Genomic DNA, 19,589 nt, shown 5'->3' on the forward strand with positions numbered 1-19,589 from the left:
CGGGCTGCGGTCGATCTGTGCCGCAGCCCGGCAAAAGAGTTCAATTCAACTGAAAGAGAACAATGAAGATGAGATACACCGTAGGAGCATTAATGGCCGCAATGCTGACCACACTGGCGGCCGGCCCCGTGCTGGCCGCCACGTGCGATGTGGAAATCGAAAGCAACGACGCCATGCAGTTCAACAAGAGCAGCATCGCGGTGCCAGCGAGTTGCAAGCAGTTCAACGTCAAGCTCAAGCACGTGGGCAAGCTTCCCAAGGTCGCCATGGGCCACAACTGGGTATTGAGCAAGGCGTCCGATGCACAGGGCGTGGCGGCCGACGGCATTCCCGCCGGGCTGGACAAGGCCTATGTGAAGCCCGGGGATGCACGGGTCATCGCGCACACCAAGGTCATCGGCGGCGGTGAAACCGACTCGGTCAGCTTCGACGTCTCCAAGCTCAAGGCTGGAGATAGCTATGCCTGGTTCTGCTCTTTCCCGGGCCACGCGTCCATCATGAAGGGCACGCTCACGCTGTCGAAGTAATCACGTTCATCACAGGCCCACGAGCCGCAGGAATCCCAGCGGGTCGTGGGTCCTGGCGATGGCGAACATCATCAGGAAGCACGTGAGGGCTGCGGCAAACGCCAGTGCCTTGCCCCTCAGGGTCCGCGCTCGCCGCAGCGCCATCGTGCCCAACACGATGTAGGCCACCAGCAGCATGAGCTTGGTCAGCAGCCACGGTGTGGCGAAGGGGTTGAGCTGCAAGGTCGCCAGCAGCAGCAAAGCGGCCGCGAGCAAGGCGGTATCGATCACCTGGCTCAGCCGACGGACGGGAGTCAACATGGTCATCTCAGCGCCCAACAGCACGCCCACGCCCCGGCCGGCAAAGAGGCCTCCGCTGAGCATCGCGAGCCCGACGTGCGCGGCCTTGATCAGGAGATAGTGATCGGCCAGTGCCATCCCCCTATTCCTCCTCACCACTGCAGGTAGAACATGGCCTTGGCCAGCAGCACGATGGCCAGCACATGGCAGAAGACACTCAGGTGCAGCCGGCGTGAACGCTGATCTCCCAGCACGCCCCGGCGGCGCCAGACCATGGCCGTGGCGAAATGCCCAAACACGCTCAGGGCCAACGCGATCTTGAGCGTGAGCAGCAGCCCGAAGCTGCTGGCCAGCGGCTGCGTCAGCGCTGCGCGGTGTTGCCAGGCCAGGCCGAGGCCAGCCGCATACAGTGTCAGCAGCACCCAGGGCATCACGGCGGTGGCGCGGTCGCCGATGGCGCGCTCGACCGCGCGCATCGTCTCCTGGGGCAAGTGCTTGCGCACACCCTCCAACATCACCACCTCGAAGAACACCGTGCCCACAAAGGCGATGGCAGCGAGCAGGTGTAGCACCAGCAGAACGCCGTAGCTCATGGGCAATTCCTCATGCCACCTGCCGGCGCTGTGGCTTCATCCGCTGGCCCGCTTTGGGCAGCAGGTTGATCAGCAGGTCGGTGCCGGGCAGCAAGTCGGCCAGCGAGAACCCATCCAGGTGCGCCATGAACTCCTGCAGCGCACCTCCGAGCACGCCAGCGAGCCGGCACTGGCCGGTCAGCACGCACTGATTGTCAGTGGAGAAGCACTCGCCCAGGGCGAAGTCGGGCTCGATGCCGCGCACCACGGCGCCCAGGTTGATATCGCGCGGCGCATGGGCCAGGCGCATGCCACCACCCTTGCCACGCACGGTCTCGATCCAGCCCTGCAGACCGAGCTGGTGCGTCACCTTCATCAGGTGTGCTTCCGATATGGCGTAGGCTTGCGCCACCTCGGAGATGGTGCACAGGCGATCAGGCTGCTGCGCCACGTACATCAGCAGGCGCAGCGCGTAGTCGGTCATCGTGGTCAGGCGCATGGCGATGCCTTGTTCATTGGGGTGGGTTCGAGCGAACCGCGATCTTGTCGGGTCTGAGCACCGGCGCCGCATCGATGCGCGTGCGAATCAACATCGGAAAGAACCGCCACAGGTACAGTGCGAAGGCCAGCACCCAGGCGCTGGCGGAGGCGTGCAGTGCGGCCAGAGCAAGGCCGGTGGGCAGCAGCGCCAGCAGGCGCAGCGCCGCCGCCGCGATCACCAGCCCATAGCAGCACACGATCAGGCGGTCCGTGCGCAGCGGCCGCCCCAGGTGTCCCAGCGCCGTGCGCGTCACCATGCCGATGATCAGCACGGAAAACCCCGCCACGCCGATCACGTGCGCCGGCCAGGCAGCGCGCAGCACGGCGCCTGCGGCGTGCGCAGCCGCCACCAGCAACCCCGCGCCAAGCGCGGCGTAACCGACATAGAGAATCCACAGCAGCGGCACGCGCCGTACGGCACCGGGTTTCCAGGCCAATACCTGGACCACGGCGATGACTCCCGCGACGGTCAGGAAAAGGGCTGTCGCCTCCGACCAGCCGAGCAGCCCGCTGCCGATGGCCAGGCCGCTCGCCGCCAGTTGCCAATGGCCGCTGTGCGTGTGCATCGGAATGCTCAAACCCGGCACCGCACGCATGGCAAAGAATGGGATCACCCGCCTGGCCACCAGCAGCGCGATCACTCCCATGCACAGCAGGCCTGTGTTGAAGTGCTGCATGAGCCGCACGTAGTCGCCCTGCCAGGCGGCGAGCAGGAACAAGGCATCGGCAACGCCCAAGGCGAGGACCAGCAGCGGCACACCGTAGTTGCGCTGGCTGCGCGTACCGTAGATGGCACGGCCCAACGCGATGGCGGCGCCCATGAAGAACACCAGTTCGCTCGCCACGGCCACCCAGAAGGAGGTAGTACCGGGTATGAGATAGGCGGCACGGGCCGTCACCCACAGTACGCTGAGCACGCCCAGCGCCTTTCCTTTGAGAGGATTGATGCCGGTCCAGTTCGCCCCTGCGGTGAGCAGGAAGCCCACCGCGATGGTGGCGATGAAGCCCCAGAGCATCTCGTGCGCATGCCAGATGACACCGGCCAACTGCCCGCGCAGCATGACGGGGGCGAACACCCACAGCGCCACCGACACGGCCGCCCAGAAGCAGCCGGCCAAGTACAACGGCCGGAAGCCCAGTTCCAGAAATGCCGCCCATTGCGGCGCTGGGAGTTTCACCCTCCCCGGCTCCTGGATCTGCAGCAGCTCAGTCATGGCACGCAGTCTCAAGCCAGCGCCGTGGGCACGGCGTCCGGATCGCGGCTGATCTGGTAGCCCAGCCACAGGCTTTGCGCGATGCGCTCGGCCATGGCGCAAGCCTGCCCGGCCATCGCCCGATTGGCCTGGGCGGCCGCGTTCTCCCTGAAGAGCTTCAGCCAGCGCTGGAACAGCTCTGCTGAAAGGCCGGGCAACACCGCATGCTTGGGCATGGGTGCGCCCGCGAACCGGCCGGTGCGCCTGAGGATGGCTGACCAGAAGTCCACCAATTTGGCCAGGTGGTGGTCCCAGTCGCCGATGTGTGCGTCGAAGATCGGGCCCAGCACCCCGTCCTGGCGGACCCGCGCATAGAACGTGTGCACGAGGGCAGCGACCTCGGCCTCGGTGCAAAGTTCGCTGCCGGGCATCCGGTCCTGCGCGGTTTGGGACGTCGTATCGCTCATAAGATTTACTAGCAATATATCTTATGATGCCTTCAAGCGGCCACCTCACCGCGCCCCTCTCTGATCTATATCAAACGCAAAGCGCCATGGCACTCAAACACGCTCAGCCCCTGGAGGTCATCGACTTGCACGCCACCGACGAGACGCGTGGTACGGCGGTCAGCAGCAGCTTGCTCAAGACCCCGCATCTGCAACTGATGCGGGTCGTGCTGGCAGCAGGGCATGCACTGCCGGAACACCACGTGCCTGGCGAGATCACGATTCAGTGCCTTTCGGGGGAGGCGGATGTCGTGACGCCCTCGCGCACGTGCCGACTGGCTTCAGGCACCTTGGTGATGCTGCCCGCCGCAGAGCCCCACCGCGTGCAGGCGCACCTCGACACCCTGCTGTTGGTGACGGTGCTTCATCCCTGATGGGGTCCGCACGGGCCATTCGAATAAACGATCCGGAAGGAAGTGAATATGAAGAAGAATGCAAGCAAGCGAATTGAAGGCACGAGTCCCGGGCGGCTGCGACCGTTGCTGCGAATCGCCGCCTTGGGATGCGCTGCGACGGCCTTGGCCGCTGAGGCCCATGTGAAATGGTTTGCGCCCTATATTGTGGGCGCGCCACCGCAACCCTTGAGCGCGACGCTCACGAACCAGTGGTTCTGGATTGGCATCGCACTGGTGCTGGTGTTCTTTCTGGCCACCCGGGCCATCGAGAAGATGTCCATCGGACAAAGCATCCTCGCCGGCATGGACAAGGTGATGAACCCACTGTGGCTGCGCCTGGACGATTTCGTTCGGGTGGTCATCGCGGCCTTCTTCGTCGCGATCTTCGCGGTCGGCGGGGTCTATCTGACGCCAGACTTGAAGACGCCGAACGAATGGGTGTCGTGGATGCAATTGCTGATCGCCGCCTTCGTCTTCTCGCGCCGGACGATGCCGCTGGCGGCCGCCGGCATCATTCTGCTGTGGGTGCTGGCGCTCACCGAGTACGACCTGTTCCACCTGCTGGACTACCTGGCGCTCGGGGTGTCGGTTGCGGGTTACCTGGTGCTTGAATCGTCGAACAAGCCTGAATGGCGAAAGTACCGGTTTGAAGTGCTGCGCTGGGGCGTGGCCATCGCGCTGATGTGGTCGAGCCTTGAGAAGTTCGCCTATCCGGACTGGTTCTACCCCCTCGTTGAAGAAAAACCGTTCCTCACATTCGGCATGCCGCGCGACGTGTTCATCCCGATGGCGGGCGTGGCCGAGTTCACGATGGGTTTCGGCCTGCTATGGACGGCACTGGTGCGGCGCCTGTCGGCGATCACGCTCTTCGTGATCTTCAACGCGGCCGTGTATCCGTTCGGGCGCATCGACCTGGTCGGACACGCCTTGATCATGGCGATCATCGTGGCCATTGCCGCTGACCCGACGCCCCAGGTGCGCTTCGCCATCCGGCGCTCGGCCTGGACCATTCCGGCCGCTCTCAGCGCTGCTCTGGTGGTTTTTGCGAGCGGCTACTGGGGCCTGCATCTCGCGTTGTACGGCCCGAACGGTGAAGCAAACCCGACCACCGCAGAGATGGCGACCCACACGTACAGTGCCGAACACCCGCATGGGCCGCAGGCCATCGGCAAAGCGACCGCGCCACCCGCCCCTGCGGGCGCTCATGGGCTTGGGCATGCAGCGCCGCCTGCAAGCGCATCAGGTGGCTCAGCGCGCGGCGCCTATGAAGCCAGCATGGCAAAGATGCACGGGCCGATGCAGGTGGGCATTCAGCACCCCGATCCGGACGTGGCATTCGTACTGGGAATGATCCCGCACCATCAGGGTGCCATCGACATGGCGCAAATTCAACTCCAGTACGGCAAGGATCCTGCGAACAGGAAGTTGGCACGCGAAATCATCGCCGCCCAGCAGCATGAGATCGAGGAGATGAAGAGTTGGTTGGCAGCAAGAGGCGTCAAGCACTCCGAGTAGAGGGAAACAATCCTTCAAGGACTCGCTGTCCGGCGTGCGCCGTGCGCCATTCCCCCGACGGTACGACCCACTGCGCGTGATTTCGCCGTAGTGGGTTTCGCATCTCGGCGGGATGTAGCAACCTCGTGGCTGTCAGGAATGTTCAAGAAGGTGCAGCCCATGCCACATGCGCAGGAAACTACAGCTTTTTCTTCCAGCCCCGAGCCGGCGTTCTACCGCCTCGCCGACGTCATCCGCATCACCGCCTTGAGCCGGTCCAGCATCTACCGGCGTATCGCCGCTGGCGAGTTTCCACTTCAGGTGTCACTTGGCGGTCGGGCAACGGGATGGCGCAGGGAAGCGCTGCAGGCGTAGATTGGCGATCCTGCGGGCTTTCGCCCCTTGACGACCTGCGAGGTGAAGCGAAGCTTGTCAGGCGCCCGTGTCCGGCAGGTGTCTGCAACCGCACCTGGCTCTCCGCCCAATCCCGGGTGAGCATCCGGCGCCTAACCAACTCGCATTCACCAAGCAATCTGCCAACGCGTAAGCGTGAGCCAGTGATCACGGCCACGGGTGGTGTCGACAGGAGAAGAGGTCAACCAGTCGGCGGTGAGCACTCGGAACGATTTGTCCTCACTCAAGCGACCGCCAATTCCGCGGACAGTTCGGGGTGCATCACGATGAGTTGCAACAACTTTAATGCCGCCCCCGGCGGCGAGAACCGGCCTTGTTCCCAGTCGCGCAAAGTCGCCACGGGTGTTCCGATGCGCTCGGCAAAATCGGCCTGCGTCAGTCCGCTCTTTTGTCGAGCTTGGCGCACCAGGATTTGTTCAGGCGTGTTCACGCGTCCCACGCCCTCCTTGGCTTCCGTCAACGCCTGACGCAGGTCAGGCAGCACCTCGCCCGCATCGGCCTCGATGGCCCTTGCCACGGCTTCGATGTCGATCTTCCTGATGCCCACGTCACACCGCCTTTCTGATCTCGGAGGGAGCCATATTCCCGCGCTCCGCCTTGGCGTACACCGCCACCAACAACACGATCTCTTCCTCGGTCAGGTTGAAGTAGATCACCCTTGCACCGCTCGACTTGCCCGCCCCGGCACGCGCCCAGCGCACTTTGCGCGCACCATCTGCACCCGGAACAACATCCCCCGCCAGCGGGTTGGCTGCGATCCAGTCGATGAAAGCCAATCGCTCATCTTCCGACCAGACTCTTTCGGCCTGCTTCTGGAAGGTTGGCGTCTCGACAACGATGCGCAGCGCTCCGTTGGAATTATACGGGAATCCCGTAGTCATGTGGTATCTCCTCTTGAAGTCCGGACGTCACGGTCTGCCCGCATCAGCAAAGGCACTGCAAACACGATGCATCAGGCACGCCGGGCTGGATGGCTTGGTGCCCTCACGAACTGCAGCACGTTGTCCCCGTCCTGCACAGGCATCCTTCCGGCCTCCAGCTCGTCCAGGAAGTCGGCCTGTTGATTTCCACGCAGAACTGACCCACCGCCACGGGTAATTTCCGTCCAAATCTGACCCACGTAAGAACCCTAACCTGCTGCTTTTAGTGGCAGGAGCACAGGAGTGATTGACGTGGCGACATTGAGTGTCATCAGGCGTTGGGCACTGCGTGAGCATCTGTCCCTGCGCGAGATAGCCCGGCGCACCGGCCTGTCTCGCAACACCATCAAGAAGTACCTGCGGGCCGGTGAGGCTGAGCCGCGTTATGCCAAGCGCGTGGGCATCAGCAAGCTGGACCCCTTTGCTGAGAAGCTGTCCGGCTGGCTCAAGACCGAGACCGGCAAGTCGCGCAAGCAGCGGCGCACGGTCAAGCAGATGCATGCCGACCTGGCCGCGCTGGGCTACGACGGCTCGTACAACCGCGTGGCGGCCTTCGCGCGTGTCTGGCTGGCCAAGCGGCAGGAGGCCGAGCGAACCACCGGCCGTGGCACCTTCGTGCCCCTGACCTTCGGCGTCGGCGAGGCGTTCCAGTTCGACTGGAGCGAGGACTGGGCTGTGATTGGCGGTGAGCGGACCAAGCTGCAGGTCGCGCACACCAAGCTCAGCCACAGCCGCGCCTTCATCGTGCGAGCCTACCTGCTGCAGACCCACGAGATGCTGTTCGACGCCCACAACCACGCGTTCCGCGTGCTGGGCGGCGTGCCTCGGCGCGGCATCTACGACAACATGAAGACCGCCGTCGACAAGGTGCGTCGCGGCAAGGAGCGCGACGTCAATGCGCGCTTCGGCGCCATGGTCAGCCACTTCCTGTTCGAGGCGGAGTTCTGCAACCCGGCCTCTGGCTGGGAGAAGGGCCAGGTCGAGAAGAACGTGCGCGATGCGCGCCACCGGCTCTGGCAGCCCGTGCCGGCCTTCGCCACGCTGGCGGCATTGAACGACTGGTTGGAAGCCCGTTGCACGGCCCTGTGGCGCGAGATTGAGCACGGCAAGCTGCCAGGCACCGTCGCCGACGTCTGGGCCCAGGAGCGGGCACTGCTGATGCCGTTGCCGCGCCCGTTCGATGGCTTCGTGGAGCACACCAAGCGCGTCTCGCCCACCTGCCTGGTGACCTTCGAGCGGGTGCGCTACAGCGTGCCGGCCTCGTACGCGAACCGCCCGGTGAGCCTGCGCGTCTATGCCGAGCGGATTGTGGTCGCGGCCGAGGGCCAGCTGCTGTGCGAGCACCGGCGCGTCATCGAGCGGCGCCACGACAGCGCTGGCCACACCGTCTACGACTGGCGGCACTACCTGGCGGTGCTGCAGCGCAAGCCGGGTGCGCTGCGCAACGGCGCACCCTTCGTTGAACTGCCAGCGGCGTTCCGCCAGCTGCAGGCCGCTCTGCTCAAGCAACCCGGCGGCGACCGCGAGATGGTCGAGGTGCTGGCCTTGGTGCTGCACCACGACGAGCAGGCCGTGCTGACCGCCGTCGAGCTGGCCCTGGAGGCCGGCGTGCCGACCAAGATGCACGTGCTCAATGTGCTGCACCGGCTGCTGGACAGCAAGGCCGCGCCACCGCCGGTGACTGCACCTCAGGCGCTGCGCCTGGTCCGCGAACCGCTTGCCAACGTGAACCGCTATGACGACCTGCGGGCGTCGGAAAGGAAGGTGCGCCATGCGCCATGACCCCGCCAGCGCTGCCATCGTCATCATGCTGCGCGAACTGAAGATGTTCGGCATGGCGCAGGCCGTCTCTGAACTGGCCGAGCAAGGGGCACCGGCCTTCGAGGCCGCGCAGCCAATGCTCGCGCAGCTGCTTAAGGCCGAGACTGCTGAGCGCGAAGTACGGGCTGTGGCCTACCAGCTCAAGCAGGCCAAGCTGCCGGCGTACCGGGACCTGGCCGGCTTCGACTTCAGCAACAGCGAAGTGAACGAAGCCCTGGTGCGCCAGCTGCACCGCTGCGAGTTCATGGAGAACGCGGAGAACGTGGTGCTGGTCGGCGGTCCAGGCACGGGCAAGACGCACTTGGCCAGCGCCATCGGGGTGCAGGCCGTCGAGCACCATCGGCGCCGGGTTCGCTTCTTCTCCACGGTCGAGCTGGTCAACCTGCTCGAGCAGGAGAAGGTCTGCAACAAGAGCGGGCAGATGGCCCATCGCCTGGCTCACATGGACATGGTGGTGCTCGACGAGCTGGGCTACTTGCCCTTCAGCGCATCGGGCGGGGCCTTGCTGTTCCACCTGCTCAGCAAGCTCTACGAGCGCACCAGCGTGGTCATCACGACCAACCTGAGCTTCAGCGAATGGGCCAGCGTGTTCGGCGATGCCAAGATGACCACGGCGCTGCTGGACCGCCTCACGCACCACTGCCATATCCTTGAGACCGGCAACGACAGCTACCGGTTCAAGAACAGCTCCGCGCAACCCACCAAGAAGGAGTCCAAACCGAAGAAGTTATCCACACCGTGAGCCCTGCTGGGCTCTATCCAGGGTGGGTCAAAGTTCGATGGAAATGGTGGGGGTGCGGCAGAAAACTTGGACGGTTTAAGCCGCGAGCCCAAGGTTGCGCCGGTACTCGATGGGGCTGCGGGCTCCCAGCGAGATCTTGATCCGGTCCGCGTTGTACCAAAGGATGTAGGAGTGCAGCACCGCGATGAAGTCCTCAATGGTCGTGGACAGCCAGCTGCGCGCGTAGAACAGCTCGGTCTTCAGGCGGCCGAAGAAGCCCTCACACGCAGCGTTGTCCGGCGAGCATGCCTTGCGGGACATCGAGCGCGCAAGCCTTGCATCGGCGATCCGAGACAGCCATCCAGGCCACCGATAGTGGGTGGATTCAACCGGTCGTCGCAACACCTTCAATCAAGGAGGTGTTTATGGGCCGACCTGCGGGTTGGATGCAGGAGCTGACAGGGCGTGGTGCGATGCGCTCACCTGGAGCGCCGTCGCTTCGACGTGAAGTGGAGCGGCAGTTCTGGCAGCAGATTGCTACTGGAATCACGAGCGAGAAGGCCGCAGAAGCCGTGGGCGTATCGCAGCCGGTAGGCTCGCGCTGGTTCCGGCATCGTGGCGGGATGCCATTGTTCATGTCGACGCCTGTTTCCGAGCGGTACCTGTCCTTTGCAGAGCGAGAAGAGATTGCCGTGCTACGCGCCCAGGACATCGGTGTGAGGGAGATAGCTCGCCGTCTGGGACGAAGCCCCTCGACCGTGTCCCGAGAGCTGACACGTAATGCTGCAACACGTAGCGGCAAGCTCGACTATCGGGCATCGGTCGCGCAGTGGAAAGCCGAGCTTGTGGCCAGGAGGCCAAAGCCGGCCAAGCTGGTCACCAACTCGCAGCTGCGTCGCTATGTCCAGGATCGCTTAGAAGGTAAGCTGCATGACGCTCGAGGCAAAGAAGTCACTGGTCCTCGGCAGGCACCATTCATTGGGCGCAACAAGCCCCACCGCGGAGACCGCAAGTGGGTGAAAGGGTGGTCACCGGAGCAGATTGCACATCGCTTGCGGGTCGACTTCCCCGATGATCCATCGATGCGCATCTCCCATGAAGCCATCTACCAGTCCCTGTACATCCAGGGCCGAGGGGCTCTCAAGCGCGAGCTGGTGAGCTATCTGCGCACGGGTCGTGCCTTGCGTACGCCGCGGGCTAGGGCACAGGCCAAGGCATGGGCACACGTCAGCGAGGAGGTGATGATCTCCGGCCGACCGTCCGAGGCCGATGATCGGGCCGTTCCTGGCCACTGGGAGGGAGACCTGATCATCGGGCTGAACCGGTCTGCCATCGGCACGCTGGTGGAGCGATCGACCCGCTTCACCGTGCTTGTGCACTTGCCGCGAGAGACCGGATATGGACTGACTCCCCGAACGAAGAACGGACCTGCACTGGCGGGCTATGGTGCCATCACCATGGCCAATGCCCTCAAGCAAACAGTGACCACGCTGCCTGCGCAACTGTGGCAGTCACTGACCTGGGACCGCGGCAAGGAACTGTCCGACCATGCTCGGTTCACCATTGAATCCGGCGTGAAAGTCTTCTTCGCCGATCCTCACAGCCCCTGGCAGCGCGGTACGAATGAAAACACCAACGGCCTGCTACGCCAGTACTTCCCCAAGGGCACTGACTTGTCCCGATGGGACGCGCGCGAGCTCCAATCTGTGGCCAACACCTTGAACAGCAGGCCACGCAAAACGTTGGACTGGAGGACTCCCGCGGAGGCGCTTAACGACTACCTAAAATCCGCCGCGTAACCCGGTGTTGCGACGACCGGTTGAATCCACCCTATCCAAGCTGTACGTGCCCCATGGAGATGACTACCTGGAGGTCTCGTTCGCGGACCTTCGCATGCCCGCGGTGAGCCTGTGGGAGGTCCAGGCGGCCACGCGCCATTTGCGCCTGGCCGGTCAGAAGTCCATCAACCCCGCGCTGCTGGTCGAAGCCATCGACAAGCAGCGTGCGATCGTGCGGGCCGCGCAGGCCAAGACCCGCAAGATGCGCCGCAAGCAACAGGTCGCCTACCGTCCGGCCACAGTAGGTATCGATCCGCTGAACGATCCCGCTGCAGCGGAGTCGCCGTCCGACATCGACTGGAGCAAGCCGGCCGTGCCCTTTGAGGGAGAAGTTTGGCCCAGCCGCCGCCGCTGACCGAAGACCTGGAGGACTGCCATGCTCGTTCATACACACCTCACTGCCGAGGCACGTGTCATCACTGACCTCGACGACGCGAAGCGGATCGCCCACCTGGCCGAGGATCGCTGGATCGACTACCCGCGAGCGCGCCAAGCTTTGCAGGAGTTGGAACGCTTGTTGGGCTGCCCTGAACGGACCCGCATGCCAGGGCTCTTGCTGCACGGAGAGTCCAACATCGGGAAGTCCATGGTCATCCAAAAGTTCCTGCGCGCACACCCAGCACGTGAGTTCAACACTGCCACGGGTCTACTGCAGGGCGATGTCCTGGCCGTCGAGATGCCTTCTGCACCGCAGGAGCGGCGCCTGTATGGGCAGCTGCTCATGGCCCTGAATGCGCCCTATCGTCCAGGAGACCGTCTGGCCGCCGTGGAATACACCGCCTTGACGCTGCTGCGCAAGGTAGCGCCGCGCATGATCGTCGTCGACGAGGTGCACAACCTGCTGGCCGGCACCGCTCACGAGCAGCGCGCATCGCTCAACCTGCTGAAGTTCCTGTCCAACCAGCTCAAGTGCGCGATCGTCGTGCTCGGCACACGTGACGCGCTCGCTGCGATACAGACCGACGCCCAGATCGCCAGTCGTTTCCCAGGCTTTGAACTTCCGCGGTGGCAGGAGAACGAAGATTTCCGTGGTTTCCTGGCCGGATTTGAGCGGCAGCTGCCGCTGCGGCAGGCATCTCGGATCTCAGGGAGCCGCGCCATGGTCAGCGCGATCATGAGCGCTACCAGCGGCATCACGGGGCACATCAGCGAGTTGTTGTCTCGCGCGGCGGAGGCGGCGATACGCTCGAAGAAGGAGTGCATCACGCCCGAGCTTCTGCAGTCTGTGATCGGCGCACGCTCGTTCGCATGAGCATCGCTGTCGCGCGGCATACCGGCCTGCCCTTCGTCCCTCAACCGGGACCGGATGAGCTTCTCGGCTCGTGGCTTCTGCGCGTCGCGCAGCTCTACGGCCTGAGCTTGGCGACGCTGCTGGGCCGGCTGGGTGCCCTGCCGACCGACGTTGCTCACCTTCCTCATTGGTTCTCCATCGACGCCAACGCCGTCCGCTTGGATGCCCTCTCCGCGGCGACGCACTTGTCACGATCCGATCTCGCAAAGCTGACTCCGTCAGCTTGCAGGCCCCGCTGGCCAGAAGAACTCGGGGCGTGCGAGCAATGCCTGATGGACAAGACAGACGCCGGCGAACCGCTCATGTGGAACAGGAATTGGATGGGTCCCTTGGCCACCGTGTGCAACATCCACGGCACATGGCTGACGCCGGTGGCGACGCGCAGGCTGACGGGCGTGCGACATACGGGGGCGGTCGGCGATGCAGTTCAGCCTGTGGCCGCGGCGCCCACACTTCTCGATGAAGAGCCCGCTCGTGTGGGCGACGCCTTGTGGTTGCAGGCTCTACTCTTGGCGAGGACAGCAGTACGGCTGTCCTGGGGGATGACCCAGCCGAGCGATCTGATTCGGATCGTGAACGCTGTGGCTCATGAGTTGATCACCGTGCCAACCTCCGCCCTGAGCGCACACTGTCCTCCAGCAAATTGCAGAGCACCGGCAGTCAGGAGCTTCGGGTTCAAGTCCGCGGCTGGTCAGCGGGTTGTGACGTGGCTGCCAACCCGCCTACGTCAACGCCAATGGCTCTTGGCCAGAGTCGCGCACGTCTTGCGTTGGGCACCTGCGGCGCGTACGTTTCAAGTCTGCTGGTCATCGGCTTCAGTCTCGCGCTTGGCGTCGACGGTCGGATGGCCCGATGGGGCACTCGCCTGGGTGTGCCCCAACGCAGCTGACTTGGCCCTGCGACAAGACAACTTGCGAAGGGAGTACGGCATCTCGCCCAGCTACTTCAAAGCACGCTCGGCCCTGCTTGCTTCGATCCGATAAACAGACCAGCCGGCGCAGCCCTACAACCGCCGCCGAGATGCGTTTGCAAATTACTCGTTCAGGCTAGCGGGTTGTTCATTCCAATTTGCAGTTATTTCGTACTTCCACACCTGCGTGAGAACGATACCAGTCGGTTACGCCTTGTAGACCCTGGCGCGCGCATCCGCATCCGCTTGAAGAAGGGATGGTTGGACTGCGCTTGTTGCAGGGCCAGGAGGCCTACTGCGCTTGGCTGTGCTGCTGAGCGATCAGCAGCCGCGTCAGGGCAGGCCCTTGGGGGCCATCAGCATGCCGCGCCTGAAGGTTTCTGCGATCAACATGCGCCGTCCCTCGGGCGTCGCGATGCAGTAAAGCCGCGATGCGTCTGGGTCCGGCAAACTGCGTATTCCACGCCATCGCGGGCACCGTTCCGCGCTGATGGCGGGCAGCGTTCCATCTGATCGCGGGCAGCAGTCCGCGCGATCACGGGCAGCGTTCCAAACGATGGCGGGCACGATTCCATTCTGATGGCGGGCAGCTGCCGCGGCCCCGGGGTGACCTATCGCAACCGGGCATAGCCTCGCGCGCTTTGTGTTGAACGAAGCGAGAGCGAGGCGATGCCCACACCGAAGGTACCCATGAGCAAGATCAGAAGAGTTCTCCAACTGCTGCACGAGGCCGACCTGAGCCAACGCGAGGCAGCCCGCGCCGCTGGCGTGAGCAAGAGCTGCGTGAGCGACATCGCCAGCCGCGCCCGCGCCGCAGGCCTGCCCTGGGCGCAGGCCCGCGCGCTGGACGACGACGCCCTGCACGCACGGCTGCACCCCGCCCCCGTGGCACGCAGCGCCCGCCACCTGGAGCCCGAGTGGGCACAGGTCCACCAGCAGCTCAAACGCCCCGGCGTCACGCTGCAGCTGCTGTGGGAGGAGTACCAGCTCGCCCACGATGGCCGCGCCTACAAGTACAGCGCCTTCTGCGACAAATACGCCGCCTTCGCGCGCAGCCTGAAGCGCTCCATGCGCCAGGTGCACAAGGCCGGCGAGCGGCTGTTCGTGGACTACGCCGGCCAGACCGTGGAGCTGGTGGACATCAACAGTTGCGAGATCACCCGCGCGCAGATCTTCGTGGCCGTGCTGGGCGCCTCCAACCTCACGTACGCCTGCGCCACGCGCACGCAGCAGGCCGAGGACTGGGTGCGCTCGATCATCGCGGCCCTGGAGTTCATCGGCGGCGTGCCCCGCCTGCTGGTGCCCGACCAGCCGCGCGCGTTGATGGCCCGGCCCGACCGCTACGAGCCCACGGCCCACCGGCTGCTGGCCGAACTGGGCGATCACTACGGTGTCGCGATCCTGCCGGCGCGCCCGGCGCACCCGAAGGACAAAGCCAAGGTGGAAGTCGGCGTGCAGGTCGTGGAGCGCTGGATCCTGGCGCGGCTGCGCGAGCGCCGCTTTATCAACCTGGGCGAGCTCAACCGGGCCATCGCCCCACTGCTCACGCAGCTCAACGAGCGGGCCTTCAAGAAGCTGCCCGGCAGCCGGCGCAGCGCCTTCGAGCAGATGGAGCGCGCGGCCCTGTCGCCGCTGCCGGCCGCGCCGATGCAGGTGGCGCGCTTCAAACTGGCGCGCGTGAACATCGACTACCACGTGGAGTACGAAGGGCACTACTACAGCGTGCCGCACCGCCTGGTGCCTGCCTGCAGGACATCGACTGGCGCGCCTCGCGCGGCCTGAACCGCGCGCTGATGGCCGAGCTGGCCGGCGTCGGCTGGGTGCGCGAGGGCCGCAGCGTGCTGCTCACCGGGGCCACCGGCTGCGGCAAGACGTGGCTGGCCTGCGCGCTGGCGCGCCAGGCCGCGCGCGCCGGCCATGCCGTGCTGTACACGCGCACCGCGCGGCTGCTGGAGGAACTGCATGTGGCCCATGGCGACGGCAGCTTCAAGCGCCGGCTGGGCCAACTGGCGCGGCTGCAACTGCTGGTGCTGGACGACTTCGCGCTGACGCCGATTGCTGCGCATGAACGGGGCGATCTGCTGGAATTGCTCGACGACCGCGTGGGCACCCGGGCCACCATCATCACCAGCCAGTTGCCGCCGGCGGCCTGGCACGCCTGGCTGGGCGAGCCCACGCTGGCCGATGCGATCCTGGATCGCGTGGTGCACGGTGCACACAAGATCGCGCTCAAGGGCGAGTCGATGCGGCGCAGCCGCGCCAACGCCGCCAACGCCGTCGGCGTCACCGAAGCCGCCATGGCCGAGGACATCAGCCAGGCCGGCTGATACCTGCGCTGACGCGCAGCAGGCCGTGGCATACCAGCCATGGCGCCGCCTGCACCGCCTTGCCCACCGCGGCGGTCGGTTCGTCGCAAGCGCCGACCGCCGCCGTGGACAAGGCTGCCGAGCCCCTCATCCAAACGTCTTCATCGCCTTCGGCGCACCGGTTACCCACCCGGCGCTGCGCGCCGCGTGGATAACCGGCAAGCCCCGCGTTCCACGCTGATCGCGGGCACCTGCACTACCATCGCGCCCGTCACTCCGGGCCACAAGCGGCTGCCCGCCATCACGCGGAACGCTGCCCGCGATCAGCGCGGAATGCTGCCCGCCATCGTTTGGAATGGGTGTCCGCGATCAGTGGAATGCGCAGGCAAACCTCCCGCGGCAGACCACAGGCGCTCCAGCAGCGCCGTTTCGAGGCTCAAGAAGTGGCGCCTCACCCACAGCCGCGAAAGCAGATGCCCGATGGGCAACACGCCGGCTTCCAGGTCACGGCGGATGTCTGCCTGAAGGCCATCCAGGGCGATGTACGCCAGGTTGTCCATCATCACCTGAACGACGCATACATGGGCGATACCGACACCAGTGTGGTGAGGATGGGGGCACTTGCGCCCGTGCTCAACACGTTGCCCAGCGTGAGCTCGGCGCGCGAGATGCGGCCAGAGACCGGTGCGACGACCTGGGTGTAGCCGAGGTTGTCAACCTTCTCAACCGCCTCCATCCGGCCGGAGTAGGTTTGCCATTCGGCGATGGGCTTGGCGATGACGGTCGCCACGTCGACCTGCACTGCCGGAGCCTGCTTTGCCTCGGAGGCATGAGCCGCCGCGATGGGGCTGCTATCGTGGCTCGGCCCGTTGATGGTGATGGCTGCCGCACCCGCGATGGCGGTGACGAAGCCACCTTCGAGACCAACGTGTTCGCCGTGGTCGAAGTCACGCAGGCGTTCCTGCCCTTGCTCCGCGCGGCGCCGGCAGCTCGCATCGTCAACGTGTCGAGCCAACTGGCCTCGTTCGGATGGCACACGGACCCCAGCTCGCCCATCTACAACTTCAAAATTCCCGCCTATAACGCCTCCAAGAGCGTGGTGAACTCGTTGACGGTGCACCTCGCCTACGAGCTGCGCGACACCCCCATCAAGGTGAACGCCATCCACCCTGGCTACGTCCAGACCGACATGAACGGCGGTCACGGCGAAATTTCGGTGCCGGAAGGGGCGAATAGCAGCGTGGAGATGGCGCTTCTCGCGGAGGATGGTCCGTCGGGCACGTTTACCCACCTCGGCAAGCCGTTGCCCTGGTAAGCCCGCCGTCGCAGCGCCCGCGCAGGCCTGCGATGTGATGAGACGCCACGATAAGTTGCGAGCCCCTGCGATAAGGGGCGAGGGCCGTTGATAAGGCCCGTTGCCGGTGTTGCTGGAGCATGGAGCCGGGCAGTCGATGGAGTTGCACCTCAGGGTTCTTCGCTACGACCGGCCTGCGAGCGGGCGCGGTCTGCGTCCGCTCGCCATTCCAGCTAGCAACCCGACAATGAGCGAGACAACCATGGACAACGTCATTGAGGCGCCCGCAGAGGCAGGCATAGGCAGCAAGAAGCTCTTCGAGAACGACAAGGTCATCGTTTGGGACTTCGTTCTTCCAGCAGGGCAGGAGACCCCCGTCCACATGCACAACCACTCGTACATGTGGTTCGCGGTTCAAGGCGCACCGCTTCAAATCTACGACGAGCACGGCAACGACGTGGGACTGTTCCCCGTCCCCACCGACGGAGTCTTCGAACTCAAGGTCGAAGGCGACACCATCGAGGTCATGTCGGACATCGGCAAGGGCGTGAAGGTCCCGTCCAAGCACAAAGCCAAGAACGTGGGCAATGAGACGTACCGCGAAATCCTGGTGGAGTGGAAGTAGCTAAGCCACCGCTGGCATAGGCTGTCGAAGCTGCCCGACGAGGACCGGGCGCCTCGTCCGCAGCAGGCCGGCCTGCATGCATCTCGAGCGGACGACCGCTCGAGGCCCGCGTCCCGCGGCGCAACTACATCACCTCGACAATTTTGCGGTACTTGCTGGGGGCGAACCCCTGCATGCCAACGAAGAACCGCGTGAAATTTCCAGCGGTGTCGAAGCCAAGGTCGAATGCGATGTCCTGCAGCTTGACGTCGCGCTGAGCTACTTTGCGCAGCCCGCATTCCATCTTCAGCATGTTGATGAACAGCGCGGGCGGCATACCTGTGGACTTCCTGAAGAGCCGGAAGAACTGCGCTCGCGACAGCCCGGATTCCACAGCCATGTCTTCCGGTGTCGCGGTGGGTTCCTCGCAGGACAGCATGCGCTCGACGATGCGCCTGATGCGCGCGTCGTAGTCCAGTTCACCGCGCTCGCCGGCAAAGTGCAGAAGGTCGCGCGGCGGTGCGAGTGTCAAAATCTCAGCGAAGATGGATGCGATGAGGTTCTCCATGTCGCGAGGACTTGGCGGCTCGCGCTGAGTCAGGGCGTCCATCACATCGTCGCGACCGCGCTCGAGCAGGGGCGTCAGCACTTGGACTGGTCGGGCGAAGAACTTGGGGTGCGCGCTGTACGCGAACCGCCGGTCCACCTGCTTCAACCAGTGTGGGTTGAGGTAGAGCGCGAGCAGGACGGTCTTCTCCTCCGTCTCGCGAAAGTTGTAGAAGTGCGGCTCCCAGGCGTTAATCAACAGCGCGCCGTGGGCCGTGACGGGGTACTCCTTGCGGCCGATGCCGAAGTCGATGTCGGCGCCGCCAATCTTGAAAACGATGTGGCATTCCCGATGCGCGTGAAGCGCCATGGAATGGTCCAAGCGGACCAGCACGACTCTTCCAAACGTCCCGTGGATGATGCGAAGTGGGTCTGACATAGCTGCTCCTCAACCGTGCCCAATCGTTCACACCGTGTTGGGCTCTAGGGCTACACCGCCCTGAGGGGTTGCGCCGGCCGCTCGCAGCGATGTCGACGCATCGACCAAGAAAAATCGCGAGACCATCTCCTTGGCGATTTCAACGGCTCGCTTGAGGCTGACGTCAATGTGCTCAGTGAGCACTTGAAGCGCCTCCTCAGTCCTCCTGTGGGCGACCAAGTCGATGACGTTGATGTGAGCGTCGAAGGCCTTCAGATTCCACGCTGACAGCTGCTCGATATCGATGTGCCGTGCGACATGGATGCGGCGGGTCACCATCTCGGCGAAGGAGACCAGTTCCTTGTTTTGGGAAAGGGCCACAAGCCTTCGATGGAACTCCTCGTCCGCAAGGACGAGGTCGCCAGTCGACAGGTCCTGAGCCCGTTGCATGACGCCAACCCAGTAGGCCTTGACCGCAGCGATGTCCGCGTCCGAGGCACGCAGAACCGCTAGATGAACTGCCCGCCGCTCCAGTGCGATTCGGACCTGGTAGAGGTCGAACACCTCGTCCACGCTGATGGCCTTGCGGAAGAAGCCCTTGTTCAGCACGAACTCGAAGAGGCCTTCCGACGAGAGTCGGTTCAGGGCTTCCCGCAGCGTGGCACGGGCGACGCCAAGTTCCTCGCTGAGGCCCTTCTCGTTGATGCGCGACCCCGGCTTGAAGTCGTACCGCATGGCGCGGTCACGCAGCTCGTAGTAGAGCCGCTCAACGCTGCTTTCGTCGCGAACGGTTGGCGGCTTTTTCGAGGCCTTCCGGCTGGCTGTTCGCATGGTCCTACACCTGCCTATCCGTGGTCACCAACGAGGCCGCATGCACGCTCGTGCAGACCGGGGATGGCCGGTCGATTTGTGCCTGTAAACGAGGGATTTCCATGAGCTTCTGCGAACGTTGGTGAGCCGGAATGATAAGTGTCGACACTTGTACCGGCATAGAGTTATA

General features: G+C 64.5%; 23 protein-coding genes and 3 pseudogenes. 14 read left to right on the forward strand and 12 right to left on the reverse strand.

What is annotated here, in order from left to right; genetic code table 11:
• The first annotated feature begins 92 nt into the window (after window positions 1-92).
• The gene (gene azu, locus ACSQ4M_RS37250; RefSeq protein WP_228488281.1) at window positions 93-527 is read left to right on the forward strand and encodes an azurin; all 435 of its coding nucleotides are present in this window, start codon (window positions 93-95) and stop codon (window positions 525-527) included.
• Between the two features lie 9 nt (window positions 528-536).
• Here azu and ACSQ4M_RS37255 read toward each other — a convergent pair whose 3' ends face one another.
• The 5 genes from ACSQ4M_RS37255 to ACSQ4M_RS37275 are packed head-to-tail and all read right to left on the reverse strand — an operon-like array spanning window position 537 to window position 3,542.
• A complete protein-coding gene (locus ACSQ4M_RS37255; RefSeq protein WP_436194519.1) occupies window positions 537-944 on the reverse strand; it encodes a SirB2 family protein in 408 nt (135 codons plus the stop codon).
• 14 nt (window positions 945-958) lie between these two features.
• Window positions 959-1,399, reverse strand: coding sequence for a CopD family copper resistance protein (locus tag ACSQ4M_RS37260; protein WP_153585052.1), 441 nt, complete (start codon window positions 1,397-1,399; stop codon window positions 959-961).
• A 10-nt stretch (window positions 1,400-1,409) separates the two neighbouring features.
• Complete coding sequence (locus ACSQ4M_RS37265) at window positions 1,410-1,877, reverse strand: RrF2 family transcriptional regulator (protein WP_436194520.1); 468 nt, start codon at window positions 1,875-1,877, stop codon at window positions 1,410-1,412.
• Window positions 1,878-1,890: 13 nt separating this feature from the next.
• Window positions 1,891-3,132 carry an NnrS family protein gene (locus ACSQ4M_RS37270; RefSeq protein WP_436194521.1) on the reverse strand — a complete coding sequence of 414 codons (1,242 nt, stop codon included), beginning with the start codon at window positions 3,130-3,132 and terminating at the stop codon, window positions 1,891-1,893.
• Between the two features lie 11 nt (window positions 3,133-3,143).
• On the reverse strand, window positions 3,144-3,542 hold the full coding sequence (locus tag ACSQ4M_RS37275; protein WP_436194522.1) for a group III truncated hemoglobin: 399 nt from the start codon (window positions 3,540-3,542) through the stop codon (window positions 3,144-3,146).
• Between the two features lie 122 nt (window positions 3,543-3,664).
• Here ACSQ4M_RS37275 and ACSQ4M_RS37280 point away from each other — a divergent pair, with 122 nt between their 5' ends.
• The 3 genes from ACSQ4M_RS37280 to ACSQ4M_RS37290 all read left to right on the forward strand — a co-directional run bounded on the left by ACSQ4M_RS37280 (window position 3,665) and on the right by ACSQ4M_RS37290 (window position 5,881).
• Entirely contained in the window at window positions 3,665-3,991 is a 327-nt protein-coding gene (locus ACSQ4M_RS37280) for a cupin domain-containing protein (protein ID WP_153585054.1), read from the forward strand.
• Between the two features lie 48 nt (window positions 3,992-4,039).
• Window positions 4,040-5,527, forward strand: a complete 1,488-nt coding sequence (copM, locus tag ACSQ4M_RS37285; protein WP_153585055.1) for a CopM family metallochaperone — start codon at window positions 4,040-4,042, stop codon at window positions 5,525-5,527.
• A 138-nt stretch (window positions 5,528-5,665) separates the two neighbouring features.
• Window positions 5,666-5,881: a helix-turn-helix transcriptional regulator gene (locus tag ACSQ4M_RS37290; RefSeq protein WP_436194523.1), complete on the forward strand. Its 216-nt coding sequence runs from the start codon at window positions 5,666-5,668 to the stop codon at window positions 5,879-5,881.
• 262 nt (window positions 5,882-6,143) lie between these two features.
• Here ACSQ4M_RS37290 and ACSQ4M_RS37295 read toward each other — a convergent pair whose 3' ends face one another.
• Both ACSQ4M_RS37295 and ACSQ4M_RS37300 read right to left on the reverse strand, forming a co-directional pair.
• The gene (locus ACSQ4M_RS37295) at window positions 6,144-6,467 is read right to left on the reverse strand and encodes a helix-turn-helix domain-containing protein (RefSeq protein WP_323740886.1); all 324 of its coding nucleotides are present in this window, start codon (window positions 6,465-6,467) and stop codon (window positions 6,144-6,146) included.
• A gap of 1 nt (window position 6,468) precedes the next feature.
• On the reverse strand, window positions 6,469-6,801 hold the full coding sequence (locus ACSQ4M_RS37300; protein ID WP_395687108.1) for a DNA-binding protein: 333 nt from the start codon (window positions 6,799-6,801) through the stop codon (window positions 6,469-6,471).
• A 282-nt stretch (window positions 6,802-7,083) separates the two neighbouring features.
• On the opposite strand from ACSQ4M_RS37300, the gene istA (ACSQ4M_RS37305) reads away from it, so the two are divergent.
• Together istA (ACSQ4M_RS37305) and istB (ACSQ4M_RS37310) are read left to right on the forward strand one after the other, a co-directional pair.
• On the forward strand, window positions 7,084-8,622 hold the full coding sequence (istA, locus tag ACSQ4M_RS37305) for an IS21 family transposase (RefSeq protein WP_436194524.1): 1,539 nt from the start codon (window positions 7,084-7,086) through the stop codon (window positions 8,620-8,622).
• Window positions 8,612-9,403 carry an IS21-like element helper ATPase IstB gene (gene istB / locus ACSQ4M_RS37310; RefSeq protein WP_436194525.1) on the forward strand — a complete coding sequence of 264 codons (792 nt, stop codon included), beginning with the start codon at window positions 8,612-8,614 and terminating at the stop codon, window positions 9,401-9,403. The genes istA (ACSQ4M_RS37305) and istB (ACSQ4M_RS37310) overlap by 11 nt, the downstream gene beginning before the upstream one ends.
• Window positions 9,404-9,478: 75 nt before the next feature.
• On the opposite strand, the pseudogene ACSQ4M_RS37315 reads toward istB (ACSQ4M_RS37310), so the two are convergent.
• A pseudogene (locus tag ACSQ4M_RS37315) lies at window positions 9,479-9,760 on the reverse strand (IS3 family transposase); the annotation flags it as partial.
• Window positions 9,761-9,828: 68 nt separating this feature from the next.
• Here ACSQ4M_RS37315 and ACSQ4M_RS37320 point away from each other — a divergent pair.
• The 6 genes and pseudogenes from ACSQ4M_RS37320 to istB (ACSQ4M_RS37345) all read left to right on the forward strand — a co-directional run.
• Window positions 9,829-11,181, forward strand: coding sequence for an IS30 family transposase (locus tag ACSQ4M_RS37320; protein WP_436194608.1), 1,353 nt, complete (start codon window positions 9,829-9,831; stop codon window positions 11,179-11,181).
• A gap of 46 nt (window positions 11,182-11,227) precedes the next feature.
• Window positions 11,228-11,575, forward strand: coding sequence for a hypothetical protein (locus ACSQ4M_RS37325; RefSeq protein ID WP_436194526.1), 348 nt, complete (start codon window positions 11,228-11,230; stop codon window positions 11,573-11,575).
• A gap of 21 nt (window positions 11,576-11,596) precedes the next feature.
• Window positions 11,597-12,472 (forward strand): TniB family NTP-binding protein, encoded by an 876-nt coding sequence (locus ACSQ4M_RS37330; protein WP_436194527.1) that lies wholly within the window; start codon window positions 11,597-11,599, stop codon window positions 12,470-12,472.
• The gene (locus tag ACSQ4M_RS37335) at window positions 12,469-13,494 is read left to right on the forward strand and encodes a TniQ family protein (protein WP_436194528.1); all 1,026 of its coding nucleotides are present in this window, start codon (window positions 12,469-12,471) and stop codon (window positions 13,492-13,494) included. Before ACSQ4M_RS37330 ends, ACSQ4M_RS37335 begins: the two co-directional genes overlap by 4 nt.
• A gap of 617 nt (window positions 13,495-14,111) precedes the next feature.
• A complete protein-coding gene (gene istA / locus ACSQ4M_RS37340) occupies window positions 14,112-15,203 on the forward strand; it encodes an IS21 family transposase (protein WP_436194529.1) in 1,092 nt (363 codons plus the stop codon).
• A pseudogene (gene istB, locus ACSQ4M_RS37345) lies at window positions 15,161-15,748 on the forward strand (IS21-like element helper ATPase IstB); the annotation flags it as partial. The gene istA (ACSQ4M_RS37340) and the pseudogene istB (ACSQ4M_RS37345), both read left to right, overlap by 43 nt.
• A gap of 302 nt (window positions 15,749-16,050) precedes the next feature.
• On the opposite strand, the gene ACSQ4M_RS37350 reads toward istB (ACSQ4M_RS37345), so the two are convergent.
• Entirely contained in the window at window positions 16,051-16,290 is a 240-nt protein-coding gene (locus tag ACSQ4M_RS37350) for a hypothetical protein (protein ID WP_436194530.1), read from the reverse strand.
• A 5-nt stretch (window positions 16,291-16,295) separates the two neighbouring features.
• Window positions 16,296-16,625: pseudogene (locus tag ACSQ4M_RS37355) on the reverse strand (hypothetical protein); the annotation flags it as partial.
• On the opposite strand from ACSQ4M_RS37355, the gene ACSQ4M_RS37360 reads away from it, so the two are divergent.
• Together ACSQ4M_RS37360 and ACSQ4M_RS37365 are read left to right on the forward strand one after the other, a co-directional pair.
• A complete protein-coding gene (locus ACSQ4M_RS37360) occupies window positions 16,557-17,042 on the forward strand; it encodes an SDR family NAD(P)-dependent oxidoreductase (RefSeq protein WP_436194531.1) in 486 nt (161 codons plus the stop codon). The pseudogene ACSQ4M_RS37355 and the gene ACSQ4M_RS37360 overlap by 69 nt on opposite strands.
• Window positions 17,043-17,283: 241 nt before the next feature.
• Complete coding sequence (locus ACSQ4M_RS37365; protein WP_436194532.1) at window positions 17,284-17,646, forward strand: hypothetical protein; 363 nt, start codon at window positions 17,284-17,286, stop codon at window positions 17,644-17,646.
• 124 nt (window positions 17,647-17,770) lie between these two features.
• Here ACSQ4M_RS37365 and ACSQ4M_RS37370 read toward each other — a convergent pair whose 3' ends face one another.
• Both ACSQ4M_RS37370 and ACSQ4M_RS37375 read right to left on the reverse strand, forming a co-directional pair.
• Window positions 17,771-18,541, reverse strand: coding sequence for a helix-turn-helix domain-containing protein (locus tag ACSQ4M_RS37370; RefSeq protein WP_436194533.1), 771 nt, complete (start codon window positions 18,539-18,541; stop codon window positions 17,771-17,773).
• 96 nt (window positions 18,542-18,637) lie between these two features.
• The gene (locus tag ACSQ4M_RS37375) at window positions 18,638-19,420 is read right to left on the reverse strand and encodes a GntR family transcriptional regulator (RefSeq protein WP_436194534.1); all 783 of its coding nucleotides are present in this window, start codon (window positions 19,418-19,420) and stop codon (window positions 18,638-18,640) included.
• Between the last annotated feature and the right edge of the window lie 169 nt (window positions 19,421-19,589).

Origin of the sequence: Pseudorhodoferax sp. LjRoot39 (assembly GCF_964253035.1) — a bacterium.
Classification (GTDB): Bacteria; Pseudomonadota; Gammaproteobacteria; order Burkholderiales; family Burkholderiaceae_C; genus Pseudorhodoferax.

Coding starts and splice junctions, on each gene's coding strand:
- azu (WP_228488281.1), top strand. CDS start 93: ATGGCCGCAATGCTGACCACACTGGCGGCCGGCCCCGTGCTGGCCGCC.
- ACSQ4M_RS37255 (WP_436194519.1), bottom strand. CDS start 944: ATGGCACTGGCCGATCACTATCTCCTGATCAAGGCCGCGCACGTCGGG.
- ACSQ4M_RS37260 (WP_153585052.1), bottom strand. CDS start 1,399: ATGAGCTACGGCGTTCTGCTGGTGCTACACCTGCTCGCTGCCATCGCC.
- ACSQ4M_RS37265 (WP_436194520.1), bottom strand. CDS start 1,877: ATGCGCCTGACCACGATGACCGACTACGCGCTGCGCCTGCTGATGTAC.
- ACSQ4M_RS37270 (WP_436194521.1), bottom strand. CDS start 3,132: ATGACTGAGCTGCTGCAGATCCAGGAGCCGGGGAGGGTGAAACTCCCA.
- ACSQ4M_RS37275 (WP_436194522.1), bottom strand. CDS start 3,542: ATGCCCGGCAGCGAACTTTGCACCGAGGCCGAGGTCGCTGCCCTCGTG.
- ACSQ4M_RS37280 (WP_153585054.1), top strand. CDS start 3,665: ATGGCACTCAAACACGCTCAGCCCCTGGAGGTCATCGACTTGCACGCC.
- copM (WP_153585055.1), top strand. CDS start 4,040: ATGAAGAAGAATGCAAGCAAGCGAATTGAAGGCACGAGTCCCGGGCGG.
- ACSQ4M_RS37290 (WP_436194523.1), top strand. CDS start 5,666: ATGTTCAAGAAGGTGCAGCCCATGCCACATGCGCAGGAAACTACAGCT.
- ACSQ4M_RS37300 (WP_395687108.1), bottom strand. CDS start 6,801: ATGACTACGGGATTCCCGTATAATTCCAACGGAGCGCTGCGCATCGTT.
- istB (WP_436194525.1), top strand. CDS start 8,612: ATGCGCCATGACCCCGCCAGCGCTGCCATCGTCATCATGCTGCGCGAA.
- ACSQ4M_RS37320 (WP_436194608.1), top strand. CDS start 9,829: ATGCAGGAGCTGACAGGGCGTGGTGCGATGCGCTCACCTGGAGCGCCG.
- ACSQ4M_RS37330 (WP_436194527.1), top strand. CDS start 11,597: ATGCTCGTTCATACACACCTCACTGCCGAGGCACGTGTCATCACTGAC.
- ACSQ4M_RS37335 (WP_436194528.1), top strand. CDS start 12,469: ATGAGCATCGCTGTCGCGCGGCATACCGGCCTGCCCTTCGTCCCTCAA.
- istA (WP_436194529.1), top strand. CDS start 14,112: ATGAGCAAGATCAGAAGAGTTCTCCAACTGCTGCACGAGGCCGACCTG.
- ACSQ4M_RS37350 (WP_436194530.1), bottom strand. CDS start 16,290: ATGATGGACAACCTGGCGTACATCGCCCTGGATGGCCTTCAGGCAGAC.
- ACSQ4M_RS37360 (WP_436194531.1), top strand. CDS start 16,557: ATGAGCCGCCGCGATGGGGCTGCTATCGTGGCTCGGCCCGTTGATGGT.
- ACSQ4M_RS37365 (WP_436194532.1), top strand. CDS start 17,284: ATGGACAACGTCATTGAGGCGCCCGCAGAGGCAGGCATAGGCAGCAAG.
- ACSQ4M_RS37370 (WP_436194533.1), bottom strand. CDS start 18,541: ATGGCGCTTCACGCGCATCGGGAATGCCACATCGTTTTCAAGATTGGC.
- ACSQ4M_RS37375 (WP_436194534.1), bottom strand. CDS start 19,420: ATGCGAACAGCCAGCCGGAAGGCCTCGAAAAAGCCGCCAACCGTTCGC.